We start from the raw sequence: 25,030 nt of genomic DNA on the forward strand, positions 1-25,030 counted from the left end.
GTCTGCGAAGCCGACCGCGATTGCGGCGGATTAACTTGGAAATCATCGCACGACGACGTTAACGAGACGTTGCGGGACGACGATGACGCGCGCGATCTCGCGCCCTTCGGTCCAGGCGCGCACGCGCTCGTCGGCGAGCGCCAGTCGGCGCAACTCATCGTCCGGCGTGTCGGGCGCGACATGGAGCCGAGCGCGCACCTTGCCGTTGACCTGCACGGGGATCTCTAGCTCCTCTTTGCGCGCCCATTCCGGATCGGCAACGGGCCAGCGCGCGCCGCTTCCGAGCAGTCCGCCTTCGTGCCCCAGCCCTTCCCACATCTCCTCGGCGACGTGCGGCGCATAGGGCGCGAGCATCACCGTCAAGGCTTCGAGCGCTTCGCGCATGACGAACAGCTCAGCGGGCGAAGCCTGCTGTGGCGCGACCTTGAAGTCGCTCAGCTCGTTGACGAGTTCCATCATCGCGGCGACTCCCGTGTTGAAGTGGAGCCGTTCGAAATCCTCGGTCACGCGCGCGATCGTCCGGTGCGTCGCGCGTCGTATGCGTCGCGCTTCGGGCGAAAGTTCAGCCGGCACGTCGCGCGGCGCATCGCGCAACGCCTCGCGCCAACGCGCGACCATCTGATAGACGCGGCGCAAGAACCTAACCGCACCGTCGATGCCGGATTCTGACCAGCGAAGCTCGTTTTCTGGCGGCGCGGCGAAGAGGATGAAAAGTCGCACGGCGTCGGCGCCATAAGCCTCGATCATCTCGTCGGGATCGACGCCGTTGCCCAAGCTCTTCGACATCGCCTTCCACTCGCCCGTCTCGGGCACGATGTTCGTGACCATGCCCTGCGTCAAGAGCTTTTTGACCGGCTCGTTGAAACGAACGAGCCCGATGTCGCGCATGAACTTGGTCCAGAAGCGCGTGTAGAGCAGGTGCATCACGGCGTGTTCGATGCCGCCGATGTACTGGTCCACGGGCGTCCAGTAAGCCACTTTCTCGCGGTCGAATGGCTCGCGGTCGTTGTGCGGGTCGCAGTAGCGGAAGAAGTACCACGACGAATCGACGAACGTGTCCATCGTGTCGGTTTCGCGCCGCGCCGGTCCACCGCACTTCGGACAATCGACTCTGACGAATTCCGCGACGCCCGCAAGCGGCGATTCGCCTACGCCGGTGAACTCCGCCCGCTCGGGCAAGATCACGGGCAGATCCTCTTCCGGCACGGGCACGATGCCGCACCGCTCGCAGTAGATGATGGGGATCGGCGCGCCCCAGAAACGCTGGCGCGAGATGCCCCAATCGCGCAGGCGATAGGTGATCGCCGGTTCGCCGAAACTATGCGCTCGAGCGTACTCGGCCATCTCGCGCATGGCGTCGGTGGAGAGTTTACCGCTCCACTCGCCGGAGTTGACGAGCACGCCGTAATCGGTGAACGCCTGCTTCATCTCGGTCGACTGGTCCACGCCCAAGCGCGGCTCGAATCCGCTCGGCTCTTGCTCGTGCGTGATGGGCGCGATGACTTGTCGAATGGGGAGCGAATATTTTTGCGCGAACTCGAAGTCGCGCTCGTCGTGCGCCGGAACGCACATCACCGCTCCCGTGCCGTATTCCATCAAAACGTAGTTCGCTACCCAGATGGGCACCTGCTCGCCGTTGAACGGATTGATGGCGAACAGTCCCGTGTGCACGCCCTCTTTCTCCTCTTCCGTTCCGGGAGCGGCAGGACGCCGACGCGCTTCGCGCACGCGCGCGATGAACCGCTCCACATCGGACTTGAGCGAAGAGCCTGCGAGCAAGCGTTCGAGCAACGGATGTTCGGCGGACAACACCACCGCCGTCGCCCCGTAGATCGTGTCGATGCGCGTCGTGAAGACGCGGATCTTCTCGTCGCGCCCCTGGACGGCGAAATCGACATAAGCGCCTTCGCTCCGCCCGATCCAGTTGCGCTGCATCGTGAGGACGCGCTCGGGCCAGCCGTCTTCGATCTCGCGCATGTCGTCGAGCAGTTGTTCGGCGTAGTCCGTGATGCGAATGAACCACTGTTCGAGGTCGCGCCGTTCGACCGGCGTGCCGCACCGCCAGCAGACGCCGCCCGATGATTGCTCGTTCGACAGCACGGTCTCCTCTTTCGGGCACCAGTTGACCGGCGCCAGCTTGCGATAGACTAACCCGCGCTCGAACATCTTCAGGAAGAACCACTGATCCCACTTGTAGTATTCGGGCGTGTGGGCGGCGATTTCGCGCCGCCAGTCGTAGCTGATGCCGAGCCGTCGAAGCTGCCCGCGCATGTGCGCGATGTTCTGCTCGGTCCAATCGCGCGGTTGGATGCCGCGCTTGATCGCCGCCTGTTCGGCGGGCTGGCCGAAACTGTCCCACCCGATCGGATGGAGCACGTTGAATCCCTGAAGCCGCTTGTACCACGCGAGCGCGTCGCCGATCGAGTAGTTGCGCACGTGCCCCATGTGCAGAAAGCCCGACGGGTAGGGCAGCATCTCCAAGCAGTAGAAGTGCGGGCGCGCCGGATCGACCTCCGTTTCGAAAGCGCCCGACTCGGCCCAACGCTGTTGCCACTTCTCTTCGATCTTTTCGGGGAAGTATTTCTCGTCCATCTTAACGTTTCATCGTCGAATATCTTTTCAAGTTGACTTTGCTCGCCTCGCTCATGTTACGTCAAGCAGAGCGCGCCTTGCCATCGCAGATAAAAGATCGCAACGCGCCCAGGTTACGCGCGTCGTCTTCCGGTCCGTCCTGCGGCGTTTCGATCAAGAAGGCGGCGTTTCGGAACTTCCGCTCGCAGGCGATGCGGCGCATCGCCTCGGCGCCGATCTGCCCTTCGCCGATGTGCCAGTGGCGATCGACGCGCGAAGCAAACGGCGCTTTCGAATCGTTGAAATGGACCACCGGCACGTTCTTCGTCCCGACGGCGCGCTCGAGTTCGCGCATGGTCTGCTTGAGCCCTCGCTCGTCGCGCAGCTCATATCCGGCGGCGAAAGCGTGCGCCGTATCGAAGCAAGCGCCGAGTTCGAGTTCGGGACAAAGCTCGATGATTCGATGCAAGTGCTCGAACCGGTGCCCGATGCAATCGCCCTGTCCGGCGGTGTTCTCGACGAGGATGCGAAGCGAACCGAGCTTCAGTCCCTGGCACGCGGCGCGCAGGCTCGCGGCGCATGTTTCGATTCCGTCCTCTTCGCGCGCGCCGCGGGCGCTTCCCGGATGGACGACGATGTAATCGGCTCCCAGAAGGATGCCGCGCTCGACCTCTTCGCGGAAAGCGGCGATCGATCTGTCGCGCACCGCGTCGTCAGTTGCCGCCAGATTGATCAGATAGTTGGCGTGAATGACGACCGGATCGATCCCCGTCTCCTCGCGCGTCTGATGGAAGAGCGCAACCTCTTCGGCGGACAAAGGGCGCGCCGTCCACCCGCGCGGATTGCGCGAAAAGATCTGTACAGCGGTGCATCCCAACTCTTGCGCGCGCAAGAGAGCCTTATGCAACCCGCCAGCGATCGGCGCATGAAAACCAATACGCGGCACTAAACGATCCTCCTCTTCCGTCCAAACCGAAAAAGCATAAGATGCACTTCAGCCAGCGCCTCCCGGATGACTCTCACCATCTCTGAAGCCTTCTATCGAGATGTCTGGTGGCTCGGCGGAATCTTAAGGCAACGTTTCCAAAAGATGGCCCAGCTTCTTCTTCTTCGTGCGAAGATAATGAACAGCAGCGCTGGTCGGCTCGACTTCCAACGGGACTCGTTCGACGACCTCCAATCCCGCATCGCGCAACGCGCGGATCTTCTGCGGGTTATTCGACATCACGCGCGCGCGCCGCACCCCCAAATCGAGGATCACCTCGGCGCATTGCCGATAGTCGCGCAGATCGATCGCCAATCCCAACCGCTCGTTAGCCTCGACCGTATCCGCGCCCTCATCCTGCAACGCATAAGCGCGGATCTTGTTCAGGATCCCGATCCCACGCCCTTCCTGTAACTGGTAGACGATCACGCCGCGCCCCTCGCGCTCGATCATCTCCATGGCCCGCCGGAGCTGTTGACCGCAATCGCACTTGGTCGAGCCGAAGACGTCGCCGGTCAAGCACTGAGAGTGAATGCGCACAAGCGTCGGCACATCGGGGCGAAGATCGCCTTTGAATAAGGCGACGAACTCCTCGTCGCTGATCAACGAACGATATCCCGCCACCTTGAACTCGCCCACCGCGGTCGGAAGATTGGCTGTCGCCACTCGTTCGACCGTCGGCCTTGAATCTCGCCTCTGATCCAAATTCAGGTCTCCTTCGCCGGAAGATTCCGCCACGCTTTGCGCCACAGCTCGGAATTATAAGAAGAGCTTACGCGCACGACAAGAAAGCAAGAAAGGGGGAGAGAGCAGCGAGGACTCGGCAGCCCGCTTGACCCAATGGAGCGCGTGACAGATTCAATGTTGGGGGAGAGCAGCGAGGACTCGGCAGCCCGCTCTTTTTGGAACGCCACAAGCGGCGGCGCGTGCAAAGGTTTGTCGGAGAGCGCCTCGGGCGGAAAGTAAGGTGAAGAGAGGTTGCGCTCGCTTGGAACAAAAGACTATGCTTTGTAGCGTGGCTGGGTCCGTGTCGGATTCAGGAGTGAGAAGATGATCGCCGATCTCAATCTGGCCAGCCGCCCTTTCCGCAATCGCGCGTTGCCGTGGACGATCGCCATAAGCGTCGCCACCATCTCGCTCATCGCGCTCGCATTGACCGTCGCCGAATGGACGCGCGTCCGCGCGCAAGAGGCTCAGACGGAGCGCGATCTGGCCATACTGCGCAATCAGGTCGAGGCGCTGCGCCAACAAGCCGCGCAAGTGCGCGATTCGCTCTCGCCCGAACAGATCGCCGCCGTGCAATCGGCTCACATGATCATCGCACGCAAACGCTTCTCCTGGTCGCAGCTCTTCAGTGACCTAGAAGCGCACACTCCGGCCAACGTGCGCGTCACGCGCATCAAGGTGCGCGACGTCGCACAACGCGGCGATCGCATCTTCGCCGATCTCGAAATCTCCGTCGTCGGACGCGCATCCGATGATGTCACCGCCATGATCGCAGAACTGAACGCGGCGGGATTCAACATCGAGCCGATCGCGCAACGCCCACGTCAAGGGCGCGGAGCGAGCGGCATCGAATGGACCTTCAGATTGCGGTACACTCCGCGCTCTACAGGCGTCGAAACGGGTAGGACCGGTGACGAGAGGAGTTAAGCGTCGCTTGAATCCACGGGCCGCTACCAGAGGTGAAATCTCAAGGCGCGAATCGAAAGTAGCTATCGACGCTGTTCGGTGGGCGCGCATTGCAAGATGATGAAAACCGTGTCAGAGCGCGAATCGAAAATGACGAGGCTTAATTGGATACGAAGCGAGCGATGGCTCTCACACCTTCAGCTTCGACGAAGTGCCCCGAAAGCGCTCGATCTGACCGAACTGCTCGCGCTCATCGCCGCCGCTCTCCTCCTTTGTATGGCGCTCTTCGCCTATTTCTACCTGCTCGCCCCGGCGCGCACCCGACTGGATGAAGCGCAGCGCGAGCGAATGAGGCTGCAGAGACAATTGCGCGCTTCGACCGAAGGGATCGAACACCGCGCCAACGCACAGGCGACTGTAGCCGAAATACTGCAAAGCCTCGACTCATTCGAGCGAAACTTCCTCGCGCCGCGCGGCGCCATGCAGACGACCGTGTTGCAGACGCTCAATGAACTCATCAAACGTAACGATCTGCGCCTTTCTGAAGCGATGACCTTCACCCCCGTGGAGACGGCAACCGACGGGAGAAGATCAACGCTCAGTAACGGCGACGAGGCGCCGAGCATCTTTCCGAGCCTCAAGATCAATCTAACGGTCGAGGGCTCATATCCGAACCTGCGCCATTTCATCAATGATCTGGAGATCGGCCGACAGTTCATCACCATCAACGGCATGGAACTCGAAGGCGTCTCCGAACGCGACGAACGCGGAGCGAGCGTAAGGTTGCGACTCGATCTTACCGCTTACTTCCGCCGTGAACCGGATTCGTCTCTTGAGGTGGCAGATGAACTCACCAGAGAACAATAACGCGACGGAGCGCAAGAAGCTGTTCGCCGCCATCGCCTTGAGCGCGCTCGCCATCCTGATGGTCGCGCGGGAGTTCCTCTTTACCCCCTCGACGCCGAACCGCAATCAGAGGACGGCGCGTTCGGCGTCGGCGCGCGCCGCATCGCCGACGGATCAGGCGCCGCGCACGCCTTCGCCGAGCGAGATCCGCGACGATCCGCTCGTCCCCCCGCAACCGATACGTTACGAATGGCCGCAAGCGACCGAACCGAACGTCGGACGCAACATCTTCGCTTACTACGTGCCGCCAGCACCGACCAGCGCTCGCGCCGGCCAAAGCGTCGCAGCGATGCCGAGTCCGACGCCGCCCCCGCCGCTGCTTCTCGCTTCGGTGTCGCCGCAAAGCGTCTATGCGCGCACAGGTGACTTCACGCTCGAAGTCTTCGGCGATAAGTTCACTCCGCAGACGCGCATCGTCATCGGCAATCAAGAGCTGCCGACGCGCTTCCTCAGCGCGCGACAGATGGCGACGACCGTCCCAGCCGCGCTGATCTCGACCGATGGCCCGCGCCCAATCATGGTGCGAACGCCCGATGGCAAGCTCTATTCGAACGCGCTCACGCTCAACGTCCTGCCTCCTCCCACGCCGCCCTTCACATATGTCGGGTTGATCGGCGGAAAGAGGTATAACGACACGGCACTGCTTCAACCGCAGCAAGGACGAGAGCTGATCCGAGTCCAACGCGGCGACACCGTCGGGGGGCGCTTCCGCGTAACTTCTATCACCGAACGGGCGATCGAGTTGACCGATACGCAATTGGGGTTCAAGCATGTCCTGCCATACACTGTGATCCCTCGACCGGCAGATGAGATCGCGTCACCGCGCCCGCCCTTCCAAAGATTCCGGCGCGAGTTTCAGCAAGCGCAACCGGCTGAGGCGAGCGAGGCGGGAAATGACGAGAACGAAGGGAAACCGCGCTGATCTATGGCGAGATTCATCATGCGACGGCGCGACGGAGACAGTTCGCGCGATCACCCTGAGCGCGGATATGCGCTCGTCGGCCTTCTCGCGCTCGCGACGATCATCGCCATCGCGATAACGGTCGCCGCCCCCAACCTCCAACAGCAGAAGCAGCGCGAACTCGAAGAAGAGGCCATCTTCCGCGGCGAACAGGTGGCGGAAGCGATTCGGCTCTACTACATCGCCTATAGGCGTCTGCCGACCTCGCTCGAGCAACTGCTCGATGGGATCCCTCGCGGGACAAAGAAGGTGCAGATCCTGCGCCCATCAGCGACCATCGATCCGCTCACCGGCAAGCCGTGGCGACTCGTCACGATCAACGATCCGGCGCTGGCCGCTTTCCGCGATTCGCTCATGCATTACAACGGCGGCCTACTTCCGCCGACGCGCGATCCACGACTGCGACCGCTCGCTTCACAAGTCATCACGCTCCTGAACGCCGCAAATAGTGACGCCACTCAAACAGATGGCGATGAGGCGACCGGCGCGGCCAAGGTGACTATCCCTCGAACCTCGCCCGACATTCGGACGAGCGATGATGAGGCGACCGGCCCATTCATCGGCATCGCCTCGCGCAGTCAGAGATCTTCGATCATCACCTACTACGGCATCGACCGTCACGACCGCTGGATCTTCACGCCGCTGTTCCGTTGATCGCAAGCGAAGCAGAATCACGCCGCGACCTCACCTCGCGATCCCCATTCTCGCCCTCGACCGCTGGGGCCGAAGATCGGAAAACGAAAATAGGTTATTGACAACTGCGCGCAATACGTTTATATATCCCAACATGTTGTGCGCCGTTAATTCTAGGCCACAAGATTAAAAGAAACACATCATCTTGTGGTCGAGAGCGGTTAAACTCAAATCCAAGGAGAAGAGACAACGTATGCCAACAGCAAAGAAAGCGAGCAAGAAGTCGACGAAAACTGCAGCCAAGAAGTCGTCCGGTTCCAAGGGCGCTAAGAAAGCGACCGCGAAGAAGTCCGCGGCGAAGAAGTCAGCGGCGAAGAAGTCCTCGAAGAAGTGAGCGAGGATCTTCTCGTTTCGGTTCCAACCTTTCCACTGGCGCACAAAACAATCTGGCCTTTGCGGGCTTGACTTAAAGGGGCGGCAAATCGTAACAACGCTTTGCCGCCCCACTTTTATGTCGGACGAAAGGTTATGATCCACGTCGCGCTCGTCGAACCCGAGATCCCGCCAAACACGGGCAACATCGCGCGCTTATGTGCGGCCACGCGCACCCCGCTGCATCTGGTCGGTCCGCTCGGCTTCCGACTTGACGATCGCGCCGTGCGCCGCGCCGGATTGGATTACTGGCCTGAGGTGATCCTCCATCGCCATCGCGACATCGAATCGCTCTACGCGATGCTGCCCGAAGCGCGCTTCGTTTACCTTTCGACCAAAGCCGAACGGTCATATTTAGACTGGAGCTTCGCGGAGAACGATTGCTTGGTCTTCGGCAGCGAATCGCGCGGCCTTCCTGAAGCGCTCCTGCGCGCCAATTGGGATCGCTGTTTGAAGATCCCGATGCTCAACCCGCGCGTGCGCAGTTTGAATTTGGCGACCTCCGTAGCCATCGTCCTTTACGAAGCCTTGCGACAGACGAACGCCTTCGCGTAACTTTAGGGGACCAGCCGAAACGCGAATGACGATTCGCTCGATCCTGAGGAGCACTCGCATGAGGAAGACAGTTCTCGTTACGACCGTCGTCGTCTGCCTTCACCTAGCCGTTCACGCTCAATCGCTCTCCGTGCGCGAGATCATGGCCGAACCTTCGCTCGCGGGGATGCGCCCGGAAGGGGAGAAGATATCGCCCGATGGACGCTGGTGCGCTTTTCTGTGGAGCAGCACAGGGCGCGAGCCGCGCGATCTATATATCGTGCCGACTGACGGACAATCCCCGCCGCGTCTTCTGGTGCGCGCCGCTGCCGAAGAGGGGCGTCAGGCGAGAGCAGAGCGGCGAGACGACTGGCAACAAGCCCGCGAACAGAGCATCAGCAGCATCGAATGGTCGCCCGATAGCCGCCGTCTCCTTTTTTCCCAACGCGGCGATCTTTTCATCATCGGTCTAGATGAAGCGAAACCGCGCCGGCTGACGCAGACGAGCGCGCCGGAGACGAACGCGCGCTGGCTTGGCGGAGGCCGCATCATCTACCAGTCCGGCGCGAACCTCTTCGTCATGGGGACGGATGAGCCCCGACTGATACAACTGACGCGTTTCGGCGCTTCATCTGCGCAACGCGGCGAGACGACCGCGCAACCTGCGACGACCATCACAAACGCGGTCGCTTCCGAAGATGGGAGCCGCGTAGCCTATGTCATCTCCGATACATCCAAACAGCGCGCGCTCATCGTGCCCGATTACACCGGCGAATTCGTCACGACATCCACAGTCAGGCGCGGATGGACGGAACAGCGGATCGAGATCGTCGCGACGGATGGGACGACCGAAACCCCGCTCGCCATCAAACTGCCGCCGCCCGAAGGGCAAGCCTACATCCGCAGCCTGCATTGGTTGAGCGATGGCTCAGCGCTCGTGGTCGATCGCGTCGATCGCGATACGAAACGGCGGCAGATCTTTCTCGCTTCCGCCGCCGACGGATCGGCGAAGCTCCTCTATGAGGAGACGGATGCCAAATGGATCGCCCCGTTATCGCGCATCGTCGAACCTTCGCCGCGCAACGATCAACTCATGTTCGCCTCGGAAGGCGACGGCTTCAACCATCTCTACCTGATCTCGCTCAAAGAGGGGAACGCGCAGCCTCGTCAATTGACGCGCGGCGCCTGGGAGGTCAATTGGGCCGCATGGCTACCTGACGGATCAGCCATCGTCTATTCTTCGACCGAAGAGGCGACGACCGAACGCCATCTCTACCTGCTCGATGCGCGCACGGGGATCGGAGAGCGCCTCCCTACGCCGAAGGGGATGAATACCGATCCGCAACTAGCCAAGAACGGCCAATGGCTTCTCTTCGAACACTCGGAATGGAACGTGCCGAACGACCTTTATGCGATGCGCCTCTGCCGGGATTGCGGCGAACGCCCGCGACCGGTGAAGCTGACCGATACAGTGCCGTCACGTTTCCGCGAAATCAAATGGACCGAGCCCCATTTCGTCAACTTCACGGCGAGAGATGGCAAAACCGTCCACGCGCGTCTCTACTTGCCACAGGACTTCGATCGCGCGCGTCGTTATCCAGCGATCCTTTTCGTGCACGGCGCAGGCTACCTACAGAACGTCATCAACGGCTGGAACAACTACTACCGCGAGGCGATGTTCAACCACCTTCTGGCGACGCGCGGTTACCTCGTGCTCGACATAGATTATCGCGGCTCCGCCGGCTACGGGCGCGAGTGGCGCACGGACGTGTACGACTTTCTGGGCGGCCTCGATCTTCAGGATCATCTTGATGGGATAGACTTCCTTATTCGGAACTATAACGCCGAACCATCACGCATCGGCGTTTACGGCGGCAGCTACGGCGGCTTTATGGCCGAGATGCTGGCGATGCGCGCTCCCGACAAGGTGGCCTGCGCAGCCGCGCTGCGCCCCGTCTCCGATTGGAAGAACTACTACGCTTCATCGCCAATCTACACGACCGAACGGCTCGGCTTTCCCGACAAGAATCCGGAGGCCTATCGGCGCAGCTCGCCCATCACCTATGCCGAACAACTGCGCCGCCCATTGCTCATCCTGCACGGGATGGTGGATGACAACGTGCATTTTCAGGATTCCGTGCAACTGGTCCAGAAATTGATCGAACTCGGCAAAACGCAGTACTTCGAAGTGATGTTCTACCCGAAAGAGAATCATTCGTTCGTCCGCCCTGAAAGCTGGACCGATGAGTACGAGCGGATCCTCTCTTTCTTCGAAAGACATCTCAGGGCGAATCCGAACGGCTCTCTTTGAAACCGCTAGAGTTCAAGCGCATCGCCGATGGGATCCGCAGCGAACGAGAAGAAGAGATCGCGGCGCTTGATCGTCGGACTGGGCGAAGTGCTTTGGGACATATTCCCTGAGGGGAAACGGTTGGGCGGCGCGCCCGCCAACTTCGCCTACGTTTGCGTTGCGCTCGGCGAACGCGCGGCGATCGCCAGCCGTGTCGGGCGCGACGAGTTGGGCGAGGCGGCGCTTCGCGCGCTCGAAGAGCGTGGTCTTCCTCCCGATTGGGTGCAAATCGATGCCGCCCATCCGACGGGGACGGTTCTGGTCCAATTGGACGAACGCGGCGATGCCCGCTTTGAGATCACGGAGCGAGTCGCTTGGGATTATCTCGAATGGACCGATCGATGGCGCACGCTGGCGCGCTCAGCCGATGCCGTCTGCTTCGGCACCTTGGCGCAGCGTTCGGCACCAGCGAGAGCGACGGTGCGAAACTTCCTTCGATCCACGCGCGATGAAACGCTCAAGGTCTTCGACGTCAATCTCCGCCCACCATTCTACTCGCGAGAAGTGCTCCACGAATCGTTCTCGCTCGCCGATATCGCCAAGCTGAACCGCGAGGAACTGCGCATCGTCGGCGACCTATTCGAACTAGATGGATCCGACGAAGAGATGCAGGCGCGCTCTCTGCTCGACAGGTTCGCGCTTCAGCTCGTGTGCGTCACGCGCGGCGCAGCAGGTAGCCTGCTCGTCTCCGCGCGAGAGAGCATCGAGCACGCGGCCCCTCGAATCGAAGTCGTCGATACGGTCGGCGCCGGCGATGCCTTCACCGCCGTATTGACCTGTCTCTACCTGGACCGCCGCCCGCTCGCGCTCATCGGAAGCATCGCCAATCGCCTCGCCGCATGGGTGGCGACACAACCGGGGGCGATGCCGCCTCTTCCCGAAAGCTTTCTAGCCGAGATCGCAGATCGCGATCGATTTGACGATCATGAGGATTGCGGATCCGATTAGGGGCGGCCCGGGGCACGATCGGTTTTGGCGATTATGGCTCAACTGGCTATGGGGCTCTATTCCCCTTTCGCGCCGCGGGCGGGTTTGAATATCACGGCGACCTCACGCCGCCAGTAGCGCTCGGGATCGCCATCGAAAGTCACATAGATGACGCGCTCTTTCACCCGACCGCTCTCCTTCACGCTCTCACCTACGCGCGCGCCGCTCGCTCGCTCTATCTCCCGCGGCGAGCGAACGTACAGGGGATACGTTTTGCCGCCGACCCCTTCGATGATCAAGCGCAAACCATCCGCGTTCGCAAACGCACGCAGAAGGCGCAAGCCTTGACTGCGCGCTCCGGGTTCGAGCGGTTGTGGTTCGACGTACACCTCAGTCCCTTCGTCATAATCGAAGACGGCGGCAAACGGAAGGGACTCGTCCTCAATCGTGACGATAGCGCGCTGGATCTCCCCCATCCGCTCGATCCTAAACGGAACGCGCCGTCCGTTCAGCTTGACCGCTCGAACGCGCGCATCGGACGGGAACGCCGGACCAAAAGTGAACTTCAATCCGCGGGAGCGGTCACCTGCCGCCGCGCCGCTTCGTCCAACATCGATCCTGAGCTGCCCCGCGCTGCGCCGTAAACTCAAATCGACACGCTCGCCCCCGATGGCAAAGCGTCTGACGCTCACTTGATCCCACGTGGCCGGTAGCTGCGGCATGAAGCGCAATTCTCGTCCGCCAGCGCGCGCCTCCAATCCCAAAAGCCCGCGCACTAACGGCGTGATCACCATCGCTTCGGACCACACCTGATGGTGCGACGAGCGGCCAAATGCCGCGTTGAATTCACCGGACAGCAATTCCGTCACATACCCCAACGCGCCCTCGAAAGAGAGTTGCGCGTTCGCCATCAACGCCTGATAACCGATGTGTGGCCGCCCGTAACGGTAAGCCCCCATCGCCACCCAACCGGTAAACAACGGCCAGACCGACCCATAGTGATAGGAGAGAGGATCATAAAGCTGGCTCTCGCGCGAGATGAGACGCGCCCCCCAATCGGTCATCATCGCCCCGCCCCCAAGATGGTCCAGTTCGCTCTCCGCCCTCCCCGCATCGAGCAACCCCCACCACAACGCGACGGCGGGAAGGACGGTATCCTCATCGATCAAAGTCGCCCGACTCAACTCCGCCAATCGCTTTTGCCGACTTTCGCGGTTCGGACCGCGCTCCGCTTCGGCTATCTGCATCTGCGGTCTGTGTGTCGCAAAAGCGTAGAACCCACGATCCGCCAACCAATAGGTCCGTTCGACTGCCGCGCGCGCTCTTTCGGCGTTGGCTTGCGCCGTCTGTGCGAGCTTCATATCGCCCATCAGCGCGGCAAGCTCGGCCAGCCCGCGCGAAGCCTCAATCCACAAACCCTGCAAGTAGATCTCTTCGTGCGGCGGATAGAGCGCTCCGCCTTCGACCCAACCGTGACCGACGCCCGTGTTCTCGATCAAACCATTGCCATCCGTATCGGTCTTGGCGCTGAACTCATACGCCCGACGAATCGAATCCCACTGCCGGCGAATGAACTCCACATCCCCGCTCGCACGCCAGTAATCGGCATGCGCGATCACATAAAGTGGCGTCGCATCGGCGCTCGCCCAAGCGTAAGGATAGTTCGTAAACCACCCGGTCAACGCCGCGCTCTGCGCGATTTCGTGCGGAATCTTCCCATCCGCACGTTGATATTTGGCCAAAAAACCCAGCGCCGTGCGCACCCCGGCCCAATCCCCGTAAGAGATAAGCGCAAAAGCCGTCCACAACGCATCCCGCCCAAAATACCACGCGAAACCGGGCCGCTCGCTCTCGCCTGAGGACCGAAAACCGGCAACCAATCCCGTGCCAAGCATGGGATTATCGACGATGCCCTTATCGATCCCAACCTTGGCCCAAGCGAAAGCTCGGTTGAGCTTATCGTCAGGCGTCGCAATCTCCAACGTCTCGCGTTGTAAGTTGGCGTAGTACTCCACATTCTTCGCGTAAAGCCGCGGAATCGAACCGAGCACGCCATTGTACGTAGCCTGCGCATACCCGCGCCCCTCCGCGCTCCCAACGATGACGACCGGAATCAAAAAACGCCGCGCCTCGTCCGGCAAGATCCTCATCCGAAAACGGTTCGGCTGATCGCGCGGCTCCTCCTGGTAGGGCATCACCGAAATGTCCTCGGCAAGCGGAGAACCGATCATGCCGACCAAACAGTTGGTCTCTTCCGTCAAGTAATAGACCCGCCCCCGCTCATCCCAACTGAGATTGGCCGTCATCGATCCGGCGGGCCACATCAACCTCAACCGCGGACGAAACGATGCCGTGATGGTGAGGGGAAGCACGCTCTCGACATCAAACAGCATGACGATCGCCGGTTCATCGACCGGCGTAAAGATGATCTGCCGCACGGTGAAAGCGGCATGCGAATAGACGAAAGTGGTCGCCTCCGGACGCACGGCGATCGATTTGGCGATCTCCGAACCCTGGATCTCCAATGGATAGCCTTCGAGCTGAAACGATAAGCGAAAATCGTCGAGGATCTTCAAGGGATAGACCCAAGCTTCGCACGAACGGTTCTCGTATCCGAAAACGGCAGCGCGCCTTCCGACGACATCGAAGAACTCGCCTTGCCGCGTGCGACGGGCAAGCTCCATCCCGCTACGTGGAAACTCGAATCGCGGCACCAAATCTTTCTCCGCGTTGTCGCTCTGTCCAGACATCAGCGCGCTCGCCGGAACGCTACACATGAATGAGAAGAGAAGGAGCACGATGATTTTTTCGATCCCCATCTTCCATGCATCCACCGATCGCCCTCGACTCGAGAGCGGACGCGCGTCAACCGATGATATAACCTGAGGGCGAAAGATGCTAATCCGCCCCGGACCATGAGCTTGAATTGAAAGAGCGGTCGCTCGATCGCCTCTGAGGGCCGAGACCTGACCTCGGACCACGCTCGACTCTTCCCTCTCGCCTTAGCAAGCGATGGATGCCGGTTGCGCTCCAATCACATTAACGACGGGCCTTATCGAAGACTACCCCTCACATCTGCGATCGGCTTTGACATATCGATCTCGCCTAGCGCGCCAACGTTCGCCATCGGCCACGGTCTGATTCACAAGGAACGAACCGCCCGACCGCTGGCGCGCGCGTACCCAGAGCTCGCCTTCAACAGGTTCATGGAGCGCGTCGGCGCCCGCCAACTTAATCGAGATCGCCCGCCAAACGGAGCTCTTGGTTGCAGAGAGGATCGGATCGTGGAGGCGGAGATCTGTCGAGACCAAAAGATCGAATCGATTCTCTTTCGCCTCGAAGGGGATGCTCCTCGTGAAACTGTTTCGATCTTGCCGAAAGAGGCGGACTTGAAATGGATCTCTGCAGCTTTATGGGAAGAGCAAAGCCAGCAACGTAGCTAGCGCCGCGGTGAGAAGCGCGCGACGGTTTATCCATTGCGCTCGACGCTGCAACTCTTCGATCGCGCGCCGATCCTCTACCCTCTCTTCGCCCGCGTCCATGTTGCGCATTCCGCGCGCCGCGAGCGCGATGCAGATCCGCTCGCGCGCCTGCAAGAACCCCAAGCTGGCGATCCAGATGGGGAGAAAGATGATCACTCGCCAAGGTCGCGGCACATCGTAAACGATGAAGATGAAAGCCCAAGCAACGCCGACGGCTAATGCGACGAAACCGAGCAAGCGTCTCTTACGTTGCTCCCGCGGCCCGATGTTACAGACTTCGCTCGCCATAATCGCAGTTCTTAAATCCAAATCCCGAAGCGCTATCGAGGATGCGCCTTGAGTTCAAGGCGCATCTGAACTGATCGTAGCCAGAGGTTGACCGGCGATGACGCGCTGGCCCGCTTTGACGCCGACGACGCGCAAAGTGCCGCTTACCGGCGCGCGTGCGACGACTATGTCTTCGCGATAAGCTGGTGACGGTTGAACGGCCTCTCGCTGCGCGATGACGAGATCGGTCATCGTCGATTGCTGAGCCTCTTGCGCATGCTGTAATCTCCGCTGAGCCTGCTCATAAAGCGCTCGCTCGGCATCGAGCTGAGCTTGAGTCGCCTGTCCCGAAGCGACCAACGGAGCCAAGCGTTGGACCTCGGCTTCATGTTTGACGACTTCGGCGCGCGCTGCCTCCACCTCGCTTTGCGCGGCGCGCAATCGCGCTGCCGCCTCAGCCCGATGGTCCTGCGGCGCAGAATCCTCCTCACGCTGGACGGCGATCTCGATGATCGGCGCTCCGACTTCGACGCTTACGCCCTCACCGACTAATACGCGCTTCACCTCTCCGGTCGCCGGAGCGTTCACGACGACCAACCGGCCCGGTCCAGTCACGCTCTCGCGCCCCGCATGACATCCGCAGAAGGGGAACAAAAGACACGAAAGCGCCAAAGCTTTGAGCGTCGAGCGATCGATCACAAGGAGCCCTTTCAAACGCAAACCTTCACCCGATTCCCGAATCGGTTCACTGTTCCGCCCGCGCGCCATCGCCCTCCTTATGCGCCTCGAAGAGCGATTTCGTAAAGATCCCATCCTCGATCCCATCTCCGCTTCCAACTTCAAAAGAGGTTGGGTGCCCGCCAGCCCCATCCCGCAAAATCGAAACGTTGTGTGCCGACAGGGTGATACCTGTCGCCCGCTGAAACTCAGCGATAGCCTTGTTGAGATCGATCTGGGCTTGCAATTCGCGCCCGCGCGCGGCGACGAGATCCGTCTGTCGCTGCAACACGAGGAAGACAGTAGTCGTGCCGGCGCGCAGTTGCCTCTGCTCGCTTTCATACTGCAGCTCAGCCGATCGGCGCGCCGCCGCCGCCGCCGTCAATCTCGCTTGCGCCGAACGCAAAGCCTGTAGCGCATTGCGCACATCGGATTCGATCGTTTGCTCCAACTGAGCACGCTGCCTGCTGATGACCCTCCCTTGCGCGAGCGCGCGTCCGAGATTGGCTTCCGCCGTGCGATTGCGCAACGGGAGCGAGATGCGCACACCGACGTGATAGGTCGGGTAATCTTGGCCCAACAGATGGGCCAGCGAAGTGAAGTAACCGCCAACCAAGCTGGGATTGATGGTGCTGGTCGTCCCGGTCGAGCTGACCTGCAGGGGCGGCAATCCGAGCAGGGCCGAAATATCGTTGACGCGGGTGATCAACTCGGGGCTCGTGCCGCGCGGCGATTGCACAGTCGGCACACGCGCACCGGCCAACCCGTTCGACGTGTAAGTCCCGACCAGATCGATCTGCGGCTTGGTCTGATCGCGATAATAGCGGACATCTATCTCGTTGATCTCGGCGCTAGCCTGTAGCTGCGCGATCTCCGGGCGATTCTTCAATGCATCCGCTACGGCTTGCTCCAAACTGATGGTCGGCGGGTTGAGATCGACCGGCGTGATCGGCGTGATGGCGCGCGACCATAGGGGCGACAGACGATCGCGCAGGATGAGCGTCTTCAAGCTGTTCTCCGCGCGCGTGACCGATTCTTGCGCCGCATAAACGTTCTGTTCGAAGGTCGCCACCTGCGTCTGCGCGGCGACGATATCGATCGGAGCGAGCACGCCCTTTTCCACCAACCGCTCGTTGCTCTCGACCTGCGTGCGCGCCTGTTTGAGCGCGTCGATCTGAACTTGCAGATTGCGCAACGCGAAGACCAGATCCCAATAGGCCTGTTCGACTTGCGTGATCACGTCGATGACCCGTTGGCGGAACTGCGCATCCGACAGCGACAGATTCCGTTTAGCGATCTCGATCTGCCGACGGTTGTTGTCGAATCTGAAGCCGCGCCAAAGAGGCTGCGTGTAGGTGAAAGTGAAGACGCTCGGGTACTGCGGATTGAGCGTCGCGAACTGATTGTTCGTCGTCAAGCGCGAGGAATTGAAGGTGAACTCATACGATCCGCCGCCGAAGGGCGAAAGGCCGTTCAACGTGAAGGAGCCGGTCGTATCGGTCTGCGTCAAGATCCCGTTCGCGCCGCCGCCGATGGTCGAGCTTGTCGGCGTCGTGCGCCGCTCGAAATAGTGTTCCATGGCGAGCACTGGATCGTACGCGCCGCGCGCCGCACGCAGAGCATATTCGGCGATCTCGACGTTGATGCGCGAGCCGTCGATGTCGTTATTGTTGCGCAACGCCATCGCGATCGCATCGCGCAGGGTCAGCGGCAACGGATCGCGGACATCGACGCCGACCCTTTCCGGAGGAGGCAAAGGGCGCAACGGGGCGGCGAAATTCGGCGCTACCGGCGGCGGCTCGGTCGGGATCTGAGACGGCATCAGCCCCGGCTCGATTCCGACGCTGCGGTTTTGCGCTGGCGCGCTATCCGTCAGCGTTCGGTTCTGCCCCCCAACCGCGCTCGATATGCCTGAGTTCGCCCGATCGAGCGCGGGCTGTCGATCCGCCTCTGGACCAGTTGGAGCGCCGACCGCGCCCGGCTTTTCCGCCTCCCGGCCAGCTTGCGGATTGCCGCCGCTCTGCGCTAGCGAAGCGACGACCAAGCTCGAAGCGAGACCAATAACGACGATAGACCTTCCAAACATCTTGCCCCTGATTCGAAGAGAACTCCTCAGGCGCTCAATCGCCCGTGGTCTGATCCGCATACCCCTTCTTCCGCTCACGGCGAGCCGCGGTTCCACGCGCGAACGCGCTCGCATAGCCTTTCGCCAAACCATGCTTGAAGGCTTGCGCCCAAGAACCGACTGCGGCGCTCGCGCGCTGCCAAACGCGCAACTCCTTCACATCGTCGAAGAGCGAGTAGAAGACCGGCACGGCCAGCAACGTCAACAGCAGACACAAGCTCTGACCGCCGACCACAAGCACGGCAATCGAACGGTTCGTCGCCGCGCCAGCGCCCGTCCCCAACAGAAGCGGGATCATCCCGGCAACAAGCGAGATCGTCGTCATCAGGATGGGGCGCAACCGATCGCGATTGGCTTGAATGATCGCCTCATATCGCTCCATGCCATGTGCGCGCAATTCATTCGTATGATCGATCTGCAAAATGGCGTTCTTCTTGACGATGCCGAAGAGCAGCAAGATCCCGAGCGCCGAAAAGATGTTCAAGCGCTGTCCGGCAAGAAGAGTCGAAACGAGCGCGAACGGGACGGCGAGCGGCAACGTCAGAAGGATCGTCACCGGATGGATGAACGATTCAAATTGCGCTGCTAGCACCAGATACATGAAGATGATCGAGAGCAGGAAGGCGAGCGCGAAGGCGTTCGTCGCGCGTTGCAACTCCTTCGACTGCCCCGTGACGCCGATGCGATAGCCCGGCTCCATGTGCAACTCCTGCGCATAACGTTGAATCGCCTCGAGCGCCGCCCCTTCCGAACCGTTCGGCGCGACGCTGGCCGAGATCGTCACCTGCCGTTGCCGATTGATGCGGTCGATCGAAGCGGGGCTGGTCCCCTCCTCTATGCGGACCAGTTTTTCGAGCTCAACCGGAGCGCCCAGAGACGAGGCGACCGTGAAACGGCGCAGACTCTCGCGGCTGCGACGGAACGGTTCATCCGCCTGCAACACCACATCGTACTGGTAAGAACCTTCGCTATAGGTCGTGATGCGTTGACCGGCGGCGAGGATGTTGAGCGCTTGCGCGACATCGCCCGCTCGCACTCCCAGATCGGCGGCCCGCTGCCGATCGATCACGATGCGCACCTCGGGCATACCGAGCTGAAGCGAACGCGAGGCGTCACGGATGTTCGGATCCTGCTTGAGTTTTTCGAGCAGACGGTTCGAGTATTCGTCGAGCTTTCCGAGATCCGGACCGGCGATGTAGAAGGCGAGCGAAGTCGAACGCCCCATACCGATGCTGGCGCCGATCGACGAACTGCCCGAAACGCTGATCTCGAAATCTTTCGAGTATTTGCGCAGCAGGTTGCGCGTCTTTTGGATCAGATCGGTCTGCGAATATTTGCGCTCCTCGACCGGCACCAGACGGACCAACACGAATCCGTTATTCACCCCGCCGCCGCCGAACCCCGCGATCGCCAACGTGCTTTCGACGCCGGGGATGTTCTCGCGCACGTCGCGCGCGATGCGATCGAGGATCGATTGCGTGGCGGCGAGGCTCGTCCCCTGCGGCGCGCGCAGATAGACCTGATAGGTCGATTCATCCTCATCCGGCAAAAAGTTCATGCCGACGGCGCGATAAAGCGGCCAGATCGAAGCGACCACCAGCGCGCAGATGAGCACGACGATCCAGCGATGGGCCATCGACCACTCGAGCATGCGCGTGTAGGTCCGGTCCAGCGCGCGATAGAAGCGCGACTCTTTCGACGACCCATGCCCCGAATGATCCGGAAGCAGCGCCGCCTCATCCACCTCGCCAACCTCGCCGACCTCGCTTTCAGCCTTCCCCTTGATCCAACGCGCGGCGAGCATCGGCGTCAAGGTGAACGAAACGAGCAAGCTTACGGCGATGGCCGCCGCGGACGTCAACCCGAAAGAGGACATGAAACGCCCGACGATGCCCGACATAAAGCCGACGGGCACGAAGACCGCCAACAAGCTGAGCGTCGTCGCCATCACCGCCAACCCGATCTCCCGCGTCGCCTCGATCGCCGCTTGAAACGGCGGCATCCCCTTCTCCTCGATGAACCGATAGATGTTCTCCAAAACGACGATCGCATCATCGATGACGATGCCGACCATCAAGGTCAAAGCGAGCATCGTCATCTGGTTGAGCGAATAACCCATTGCCGCGATGAAGCCGAAAGCCGAAATGATCGAAGCTGGGATGGCGAACGCGGCGATCAGGGTCGAGCGGAAATTCCAGAGGAAGACGAAGACGACAAGCGCCGCGAGCAACCCGCCGAGGATCAAGTGCTCCTCGATCGCATGCAGCGAGTTTTCGATGAACTCCGATTGATCGCGCGTGACCACCACCTTGAAATCGGGCGGCAAAAGCCGTTTGATCTCCTCCATGCGCTGCTTGACGGCCCGGATGACGGCCATCGTATTTTCGCCTGACTGCTTTCTTACGGCGACGGAGACCGAAGGCACGCCGTTTAAGGAAGCCGCCGAAGTCGGATCCGCGCCCGTATCTTCGACCCGCCCGATGTCGCGTATGCGCACCGGATAGTGGTTCTTCGTCGCGACGACGATGTCATTGAACTGTTCGACGCTGGTGACGCGGCTCATCGTGCGCAGGTTCGCCGTGCGCGCGCCTTCGTCGAATCGCCCGCCCGGCAACTCAAGGTTCTGCGTCCGCAGAGCATTGGCGACGTCCGTCACCGAGATGTTATAGGCTTGTAGCTTTTCGGGATTGAGGTAGATCTTGATCTGCCGCTGGCGGGCACCGTAGAGGAAGACATCGCCGACGCCATCGACCGATTCGAGGCGCTCGCGGACCTGCTTATCGACGATCTCCGTCAATTCGACGATCGGACGCGGCGCGCTGATGGCATATTGAATGACCGGCATCGAATCCGGATCGGCTTTCTGGACGATCGGCGGATCGGCAGTTTGAGGCAGCTGATTGAGCACCGTGTTGACCTTGTCGCGCACCTCCTGCGCCGCCACGTCCGGGTCCTTCTCCAAATTGAAGGTGATGGTGATGCTCGAACGCCCTTGGGATGAACTCGAGCGCATCTCGTCGATGCCCGGAACCGTGTTGACCGCGCCTTCGATCACGTCCGTGATCTCGGTCTCCATCTCCTGCGGAGCGGCTCCGATGTTCGTCGTCGTGATGGTGACCGTCGGCAGATCTATCTTCGGGAAACGATCGACGCCGAGCCGGAAGAAAGAGAAAGCCCCGATCACCGTTAACACGAGGATGATGACGGTGGCAAAGACTGGACGACGGACGCAAATCTCGGCTAATTTCTGCATAACTCCTCGCCTCTCAACTCAACGCCCAAAGGGCCGCTACGAACGCATCCTGAGATTATCGCATGCGCGCATCGCGCGTATACGCGCGCCAATACGTAAGATAGCTTAAAACTATCGCTCCAGCTCCAGTTTGACCCTGGCCCCTTCGTAAAGCTGTTGCAGATTGCTCGTCGCAACCGTTTCTCCATCGTTGACGCCCGAAAGTATCTGGACCATATCGCCCTCCTCTTCGCCGAGCTGCACGACCCGCAAGTGCGCCGTGTCGCCCTGGATGACGAAGACGCGATAGGATTGCGTGCTCTGATCGCGAAGCACCGCCGCGCGCGGGACGAGCACGATGCGTTGCGCTTGGCCGCGCAAGATGCGCACCAAAGCGAACATCCCCGAACGAAGGGCATTATCGCCGTTTTCGATCTCGGCCTCGACCGTCGCGGATCGCGAAGCGGGATCGATCGCCGGATTGATGGCGATGACGCGCCCGGTAAAGCGCCTTTCAGGGAAAGCATCGACCTCGAGCGAGACGCTCATGCCGGGATGAATCAAAGGCGTTGCGGACTCAGGCACCTGCGCCTGCAACTTGATCGGATTGGTCCGAAGCAGCGTGACGATCACCGAAGCCGGCGTGACATATTCGCCGACAGCCGCCGGGCGATTGCTGACGTAACCGGAATAGGGCGCCCGAATCACCGTATCGGCCAAGGCCTTCTGGGCCAGCGCAAGCTGCGCGCGGGCCGCCTCAGCAGCCGCCTGGGCGGTGCGGATCGCCTCGTTATTCTGACGCGCCGCGTTGATCGCTGCCTCCAACTGCTCGCGCGCGTTATTGGCGCGGGCGCGCGCCGTCTCAAGTTGCGTGCGATATTGATCATAAACGTTGCGCGCGACATCGCCCGTTTCGACCAATTCGCGATAGCGCCGTTCGTTGGCCTCAGCTAGCTTCAGTTCGGCGAGCGCTTGTTCGTAGTTGGCCCGTGCGGCGCGAACCTCTGGGATCGCATCGGCATTGAATCCGCCCCCCGGACGCAAGCCCAATCTCGCCTCCGCTTGGCGAACCGCAGCGAGCGCCTGCTGTAGATTAGCGCGCGCTTGTTCCACTCGAAGTTTCGCATCGCGATCATCCAAACGCGCGATGACGGCCCCTTGCCGCACGAAATCCCCCACGTTGACGTAGGTCGCGGCGATCTGCCCGGAAGTTTGCGGCGCGACATCCGACGTCTCATCGGCGATCAAACTGCCGGTCGCCTGTATGTACGAGGGGACTTCGCGCGCCGTCGCTACTGCCGTCGCCACAGCGATCGGCGCAAGCTCCGCCCGCTCCGCACGCGCGTCGGCGCTCATGTTAGAACGATTGCAAGCCGAACCTCCTCCCAAAACTAAAGCTGCGACCACGAACCATGTGGTCGCAACGAATCCCCCCCGACGGAAGAAGAATGATGCCATACTCCCCTTATCTAACTGACCTCTCGAATCTTAAAGACGCCCTCGGCCTTCGCTCGGTTACAGTTTTCTACAGTTCGCAGGACATCGCCACACATTATGCACCCAAACGGAGCTGCGCCGTAAACTCGCGCGAGGAATTCGCGCGCCGAAGGGCGTATAATGTCGGCTCGCCAGGGCGAATCGAGAGCGCCGAGATGAGGCGGGCGTCCTAAACCACGAGGGCACCTGAACGCGGCGCGGAGTCCTCGTCGTTATTTTCGCGAAAGATGAGCGAAGTCGAAGACAAAACCCAGGAGACCGCCGAACTCACGGCGCAACTAAGCGATGCGGCGCTCGTCAACCGAACTTGCGCTGGCGACGAAACGGCGTTCGAAGAGCTCTTCAACCGCCACCGCCGCCGCGTCGCCATCATCGCCAGTCGCTTCTTTCGCCATCGCGAGCAGATCGAAGAGATCATCCAAGAGAGCTTCGCCAAAGCCTATTTCGCCTTGAAAGAGTTCAACAACGCGCAGGACCAGTCCTTCGCCGCCTGGCTGGCGCGCATCGCCTTCAACGTCTGCTATGATGAGTTGCGACGGCTAGCGCGCCGCCCGGAGAATTCCTTGAGCGAACTCTCCAAAGAAGAATGCGAGTGGCTACGCGAGCGTATCTTCGTCGAACCGGGGCGCGATATCGAAAAGAGCCTCGCCCTGCGCGATCTGGCCGATAAACTCCTCGCGCGCCTCAGTCCGGAAGATAGGCTCGTGCTGATCATGCTCGATGTCGAAGGGATGTCAATCGCTGAGATATCACAAGCGACCCGCTGGTCGCAGGCCAAAGTCAAGGTGCGCGCTCACCGGGCGCGCGCCGCGCTGCGGCGCGTGCTGAGCAAACTGCTCTAACAGCGCGGATATGTAACCGATCCTTCATCTCGAACGTTTTCAAGCATAGGGGACGCTCTGACAAGAAAGCGAGGGTGCTCAAGAAGGATGTTCCGACGCTCCGACGCCGACCGAGATCGCAAACTCAATCAAGCCGGGCGCCAGCTCTTACAAACGGTGGCCGCGCTGAACGAGGCAGAGGCCGAAGAGGCCGCCGCAACCCCTTTCCTTTTCGCTCGCGTCCGCGCTCGCATCGAGCAGAAACGCGCAGAGGAGAACGGGTTGATCTTCTTGCGAGTCCTCTACCGCGTCGTGCCGACGATGGCCTTGGCAACCATTCTGGCGTTGCTTTTCCTCTGGCTGGGCACCGATTCCCGCCTGACTTCACGCAGCTCGAATGAAGATCTGCTGCTAAGCATCAACGATGTCGGCGCCGAACGGATCATCTACATCGATCGGCGCTCGATCACGAACGATGAGGTGCTGGCGAACATCCTCAGTCGAGAAGAGCGTGCGGAGGCATTGAATGAGAATTCTAAATGACCTGAGGGCCAAGATCTGGGCGACGGTGATCGCCGTCTTCATCTTAGGGTGTGCGACCGGCGCCGCCCTGAGCAGCCTGTACCACCTGAAAGCGAGCAGCAACGCGCGCCAAATGGGCAATAAGAAGGAGGCTTTTTTCGATGAATTGCGGCGCGACCTATCTCTGACCGATGAACAAGCGGCCCAGATCCGCCTCATCTTGGACCAGACGAACGAACAGTTCCGCCAACTCCGCGCGGAGGTCAGGCCGCGCTATGAAGCGATCCGCCAATCGGCGCGCGCGCGCATCCGCGCCGTACTTAACCCAGAACAGCGCGCCATCTTCGACGCCAAAATAGCCCAGAAAGACGCCCGGCGAAACGAAGGCGAGAAAGATGAACGATAGGGGCGCGTGGGGACTGTTCCAACAGAACTT

Annotated in this window: 20 protein-coding genes; 10 read left to right on the forward strand and 10 right to left on the reverse strand. The window is 60.9% G+C overall.

What is annotated here, in order from left to right; translation table 11 throughout:
- Positions 1-42: 42 nt before the first annotated feature.
- The 3 genes from leuS to ribA form a co-directional block, all read right to left on the reverse strand.
- On the reverse strand, positions 43-2,592 hold the full coding sequence (leuS, locus tag PYK22_RS01725; protein WP_041973774.1) for a leucine--tRNA ligase: 2,550 nt from the start codon (positions 2,590-2,592) through the stop codon (positions 43-45).
- Positions 2,593-2,653: 61 nt separating this feature from the next.
- Positions 2,654-3,517 carry a deoxyribonuclease IV gene (locus tag PYK22_RS01730; protein WP_041973776.1) on the reverse strand — a complete coding sequence of 288 codons (864 nt, stop codon included), beginning with the start codon at positions 3,515-3,517 and terminating at the stop codon, positions 2,654-2,656.
- A 123-nt stretch (positions 3,518-3,640) separates the two neighbouring features.
- The gene (ribA, locus tag PYK22_RS01735) at positions 3,641-4,261 is read right to left on the reverse strand and encodes a GTP cyclohydrolase II (RefSeq protein WP_211197584.1); all 621 of its coding nucleotides are present in this window, start codon (positions 4,259-4,261) and stop codon (positions 3,641-3,643) included.
- Between the two features lie 345 nt (positions 4,262-4,606).
- Here ribA and PYK22_RS01740 point away from each other — a divergent pair, with 345 nt between their 5' ends.
- The 4 genes from PYK22_RS01740 (at position 4,607) to PYK22_RS16205 (ending at position 7,709) form a co-directional block, all read left to right on the forward strand.
- Positions 4,607-5,209: a PilN domain-containing protein gene (locus tag PYK22_RS01740; protein WP_041973779.1), complete on the forward strand. Its 603-nt coding sequence runs from the start codon at positions 4,607-4,609 to the stop codon at positions 5,207-5,209.
- A gap of 129 nt (positions 5,210-5,338) precedes the next feature.
- On the forward strand, positions 5,339-6,055 hold the full coding sequence (locus PYK22_RS01745; RefSeq protein WP_157770614.1) for a GspMb/PilO family protein: 717 nt from the start codon (positions 5,339-5,341) through the stop codon (positions 6,053-6,055).
- Positions 6,033-7,016, forward strand: a complete 984-nt coding sequence (locus PYK22_RS01750; protein WP_041973786.1) for an IPT/TIG domain-containing protein — start codon at positions 6,033-6,035, stop codon at positions 7,014-7,016. Before PYK22_RS01745 ends, PYK22_RS01750 begins: the two co-directional genes overlap by 23 nt.
- A gap of 3 nt (positions 7,017-7,019) precedes the next feature.
- Entirely contained in the window at positions 7,020-7,709 is a 690-nt protein-coding gene (locus PYK22_RS16205) for a hypothetical protein (RefSeq protein ID WP_157770615.1), read from the forward strand.
- Positions 7,710-7,874: 165 nt separating this feature from the next.
- Here PYK22_RS16205 and PYK22_RS17450 read toward each other — a convergent pair whose 3' ends face one another.
- Complete coding sequence (locus tag PYK22_RS17450) at positions 7,875-8,225, reverse strand: hypothetical protein (RefSeq protein WP_157770616.1); 351 nt, start codon at positions 8,223-8,225, stop codon at positions 7,875-7,877.
- Here PYK22_RS17450 and PYK22_RS01765 point away from each other — a divergent pair.
- Genes PYK22_RS01765 through PYK22_RS01775 form a run of 3 tightly spaced genes read left to right on the forward strand, consistent with a single transcriptional unit; the run spans position 8,217 to position 11,952 of the window.
- Positions 8,217-8,675, forward strand: a complete 459-nt coding sequence (locus PYK22_RS01765) for a tRNA (cytidine(34)-2'-O)-methyltransferase (protein WP_041973792.1) — start codon at positions 8,217-8,219, stop codon at positions 8,673-8,675. The genes PYK22_RS17450 and PYK22_RS01765 overlap by 9 nt on opposite strands.
- Before the next feature lie 58 nt (positions 8,676-8,733).
- On the forward strand, positions 8,734-10,965 hold the full coding sequence (locus PYK22_RS16210; protein WP_162199773.1) for an alpha/beta hydrolase family protein: 2,232 nt from the start codon (positions 8,734-8,736) through the stop codon (positions 10,963-10,965).
- Positions 10,966-10,992: 27 nt separating this feature from the next.
- Positions 10,993-11,952, forward strand: a complete 960-nt coding sequence (locus PYK22_RS01775) for a carbohydrate kinase family protein (protein ID WP_041973795.1) — start codon at positions 10,993-10,995, stop codon at positions 11,950-11,952.
- A gap of 56 nt (positions 11,953-12,008) precedes the next feature.
- Here PYK22_RS01775 and PYK22_RS01780 read toward each other — a convergent pair whose 3' ends face one another.
- From PYK22_RS01780 to PYK22_RS01810, 6 genes are all read right to left on the reverse strand, one after another.
- On the reverse strand, positions 12,009-14,750 hold the full coding sequence (locus PYK22_RS01780) for an amylo-alpha-1,6-glucosidase (RefSeq protein ID WP_099606149.1): 2,742 nt from the start codon (positions 14,748-14,750) through the stop codon (positions 12,009-12,011).
- 591 nt (positions 14,751-15,341) lie between these two features.
- Complete coding sequence (locus PYK22_RS01790) at positions 15,342-15,701, reverse strand: hypothetical protein (RefSeq protein ID WP_041973800.1); 360 nt, start codon at positions 15,699-15,701, stop codon at positions 15,342-15,344.
- A 54-nt stretch (positions 15,702-15,755) separates the two neighbouring features.
- On the reverse strand, positions 15,756-16,448 hold the full coding sequence (locus tag PYK22_RS01795; protein WP_041973802.1) for an efflux RND transporter periplasmic adaptor subunit: 693 nt from the start codon (positions 16,446-16,448) through the stop codon (positions 15,756-15,758).
- Positions 16,426-18,483: a TolC family protein gene (locus tag PYK22_RS01800; RefSeq protein WP_041973804.1), complete on the reverse strand. Its 2,058-nt coding sequence runs from the start codon at positions 18,481-18,483 to the stop codon at positions 16,426-16,428. Before PYK22_RS01800 ends, PYK22_RS01795 begins: the two co-directional genes overlap by 23 nt.
- A 34-nt stretch (positions 18,484-18,517) precedes the next feature.
- Entirely contained in the window at positions 18,518-21,775 is a 3,258-nt protein-coding gene (locus PYK22_RS01805; protein ID WP_083437521.1) for an efflux RND transporter permease subunit, read from the reverse strand.
- Between the two features lie 111 nt (positions 21,776-21,886).
- Entirely contained in the window at positions 21,887-23,212 is a 1,326-nt protein-coding gene (locus PYK22_RS01810) for an efflux RND transporter periplasmic adaptor subunit (protein WP_083437522.1), read from the reverse strand.
- Between the two features lie 266 nt (positions 23,213-23,478).
- Between PYK22_RS01810 and PYK22_RS01815 the strand changes: the two genes are divergently transcribed.
- The 3 genes from PYK22_RS01815 (at position 23,479) to PYK22_RS01825 (ending at position 25,000) form a co-directional block, all read left to right on the forward strand.
- On the forward strand, positions 23,479-24,093 hold the full coding sequence (locus tag PYK22_RS01815) for an RNA polymerase sigma factor (protein WP_060635222.1): 615 nt from the start codon (positions 23,479-23,481) through the stop codon (positions 24,091-24,093).
- An 87-nt stretch (positions 24,094-24,180) separates the two neighbouring features.
- A complete protein-coding gene (locus PYK22_RS01820) occupies positions 24,181-24,615 on the forward strand; it encodes a hypothetical protein (RefSeq protein WP_041973807.1) in 435 nt (144 codons plus the stop codon).
- Complete coding sequence (locus PYK22_RS01825) at positions 24,599-25,000, forward strand: hypothetical protein (RefSeq protein ID WP_157770617.1); 402 nt, start codon at positions 24,599-24,601, stop codon at positions 24,998-25,000. The genes PYK22_RS01820 and PYK22_RS01825 overlap by 17 nt, the downstream gene beginning before the upstream one ends.
- Positions 25,001-25,030: the final 30 nt, after the last annotated feature.

This window comes from Pyrinomonas methylaliphatogenes, from assembly GCF_000820845.2.
Lineage (GTDB): Bacteria > Acidobacteriota > Blastocatellia > Pyrinomonadales > Pyrinomonadaceae > Pyrinomonas > Pyrinomonas methylaliphatogenes.

Bases quoted from the DNA above. Each gene is read 5' to 3' on its own strand.
- PYK22_RS01810 (WP_083437522.1), bottom strand. From the start codon at position 23,212: ATGGCATCATTCTTCTTCCGTCGGGGGGGATTCGTTGCGACCACATGG.
- PYK22_RS01775 (WP_041973795.1), top strand. From the start codon at position 10,993: ATGGGATCCGCAGCGAACGAGAAGAAGAGATCGCGGCGCTTGATCGTC.
- PYK22_RS01815 (WP_060635222.1), top strand. From the start codon at position 23,479: ATGAGCGAAGTCGAAGACAAAACCCAGGAGACCGCCGAACTCACGGCG.
- PYK22_RS01740 (WP_041973779.1), top strand. From the start codon at position 4,607: ATGATCGCCGATCTCAATCTGGCCAGCCGCCCTTTCCGCAATCGCGCG.
- PYK22_RS01805 (WP_083437521.1), bottom strand. From the start codon at position 21,775: ATGCAGAAATTAGCCGAGATTTGCGTCCGTCGTCCAGTCTTTGCCACC.
- PYK22_RS01765 (WP_041973792.1), top strand. From the start codon at position 8,217: ATGATCCACGTCGCGCTCGTCGAACCCGAGATCCCGCCAAACACGGGC.
- PYK22_RS01750 (WP_041973786.1), top strand. From the start codon at position 6,033: ATGAACTCACCAGAGAACAATAACGCGACGGAGCGCAAGAAGCTGTTC.
- PYK22_RS16210 (WP_162199773.1), top strand. From the start codon at position 8,734: ATGAGGAAGACAGTTCTCGTTACGACCGTCGTCGTCTGCCTTCACCTA.
- PYK22_RS01800 (WP_041973804.1), bottom strand. From the start codon at position 18,483: ATGTTTGGAAGGTCTATCGTCGTTATTGGTCTCGCTTCGAGCTTGGTC.
- leuS (WP_041973774.1), bottom strand. From the start codon at position 2,592: ATGGACGAGAAATACTTCCCCGAAAAGATCGAAGAGAAGTGGCAACAG.
- PYK22_RS01790 (WP_041973800.1), bottom strand. From the start codon at position 15,701: ATGGCGAGCGAAGTCTGTAACATCGGGCCGCGGGAGCAACGTAAGAGA.
- PYK22_RS01780 (WP_099606149.1), bottom strand. From the start codon at position 14,750: ATGGGGATCGAAAAAATCATCGTGCTCCTTCTCTTCTCATTCATGTGT.
- PYK22_RS16205 (WP_157770615.1), top strand. From the start codon at position 7,020: ATGGCGAGATTCATCATGCGACGGCGCGACGGAGACAGTTCGCGCGAT.
- PYK22_RS01825 (WP_157770617.1), top strand. From the start codon at position 24,599: ATGAGAATTCTAAATGACCTGAGGGCCAAGATCTGGGCGACGGTGATC.
- PYK22_RS01745 (WP_157770614.1), top strand. From the start codon at position 5,339: ATGACGAGGCTTAATTGGATACGAAGCGAGCGATGGCTCTCACACCTT.
- PYK22_RS01795 (WP_041973802.1), bottom strand. From the start codon at position 16,448: ATGGCGCGCGGGCGGAACAGTGAACCGATTCGGGAATCGGGTGAAGGT.
- PYK22_RS01820 (WP_041973807.1), top strand. From the start codon at position 24,181: ATGTTCCGACGCTCCGACGCCGACCGAGATCGCAAACTCAATCAAGCC.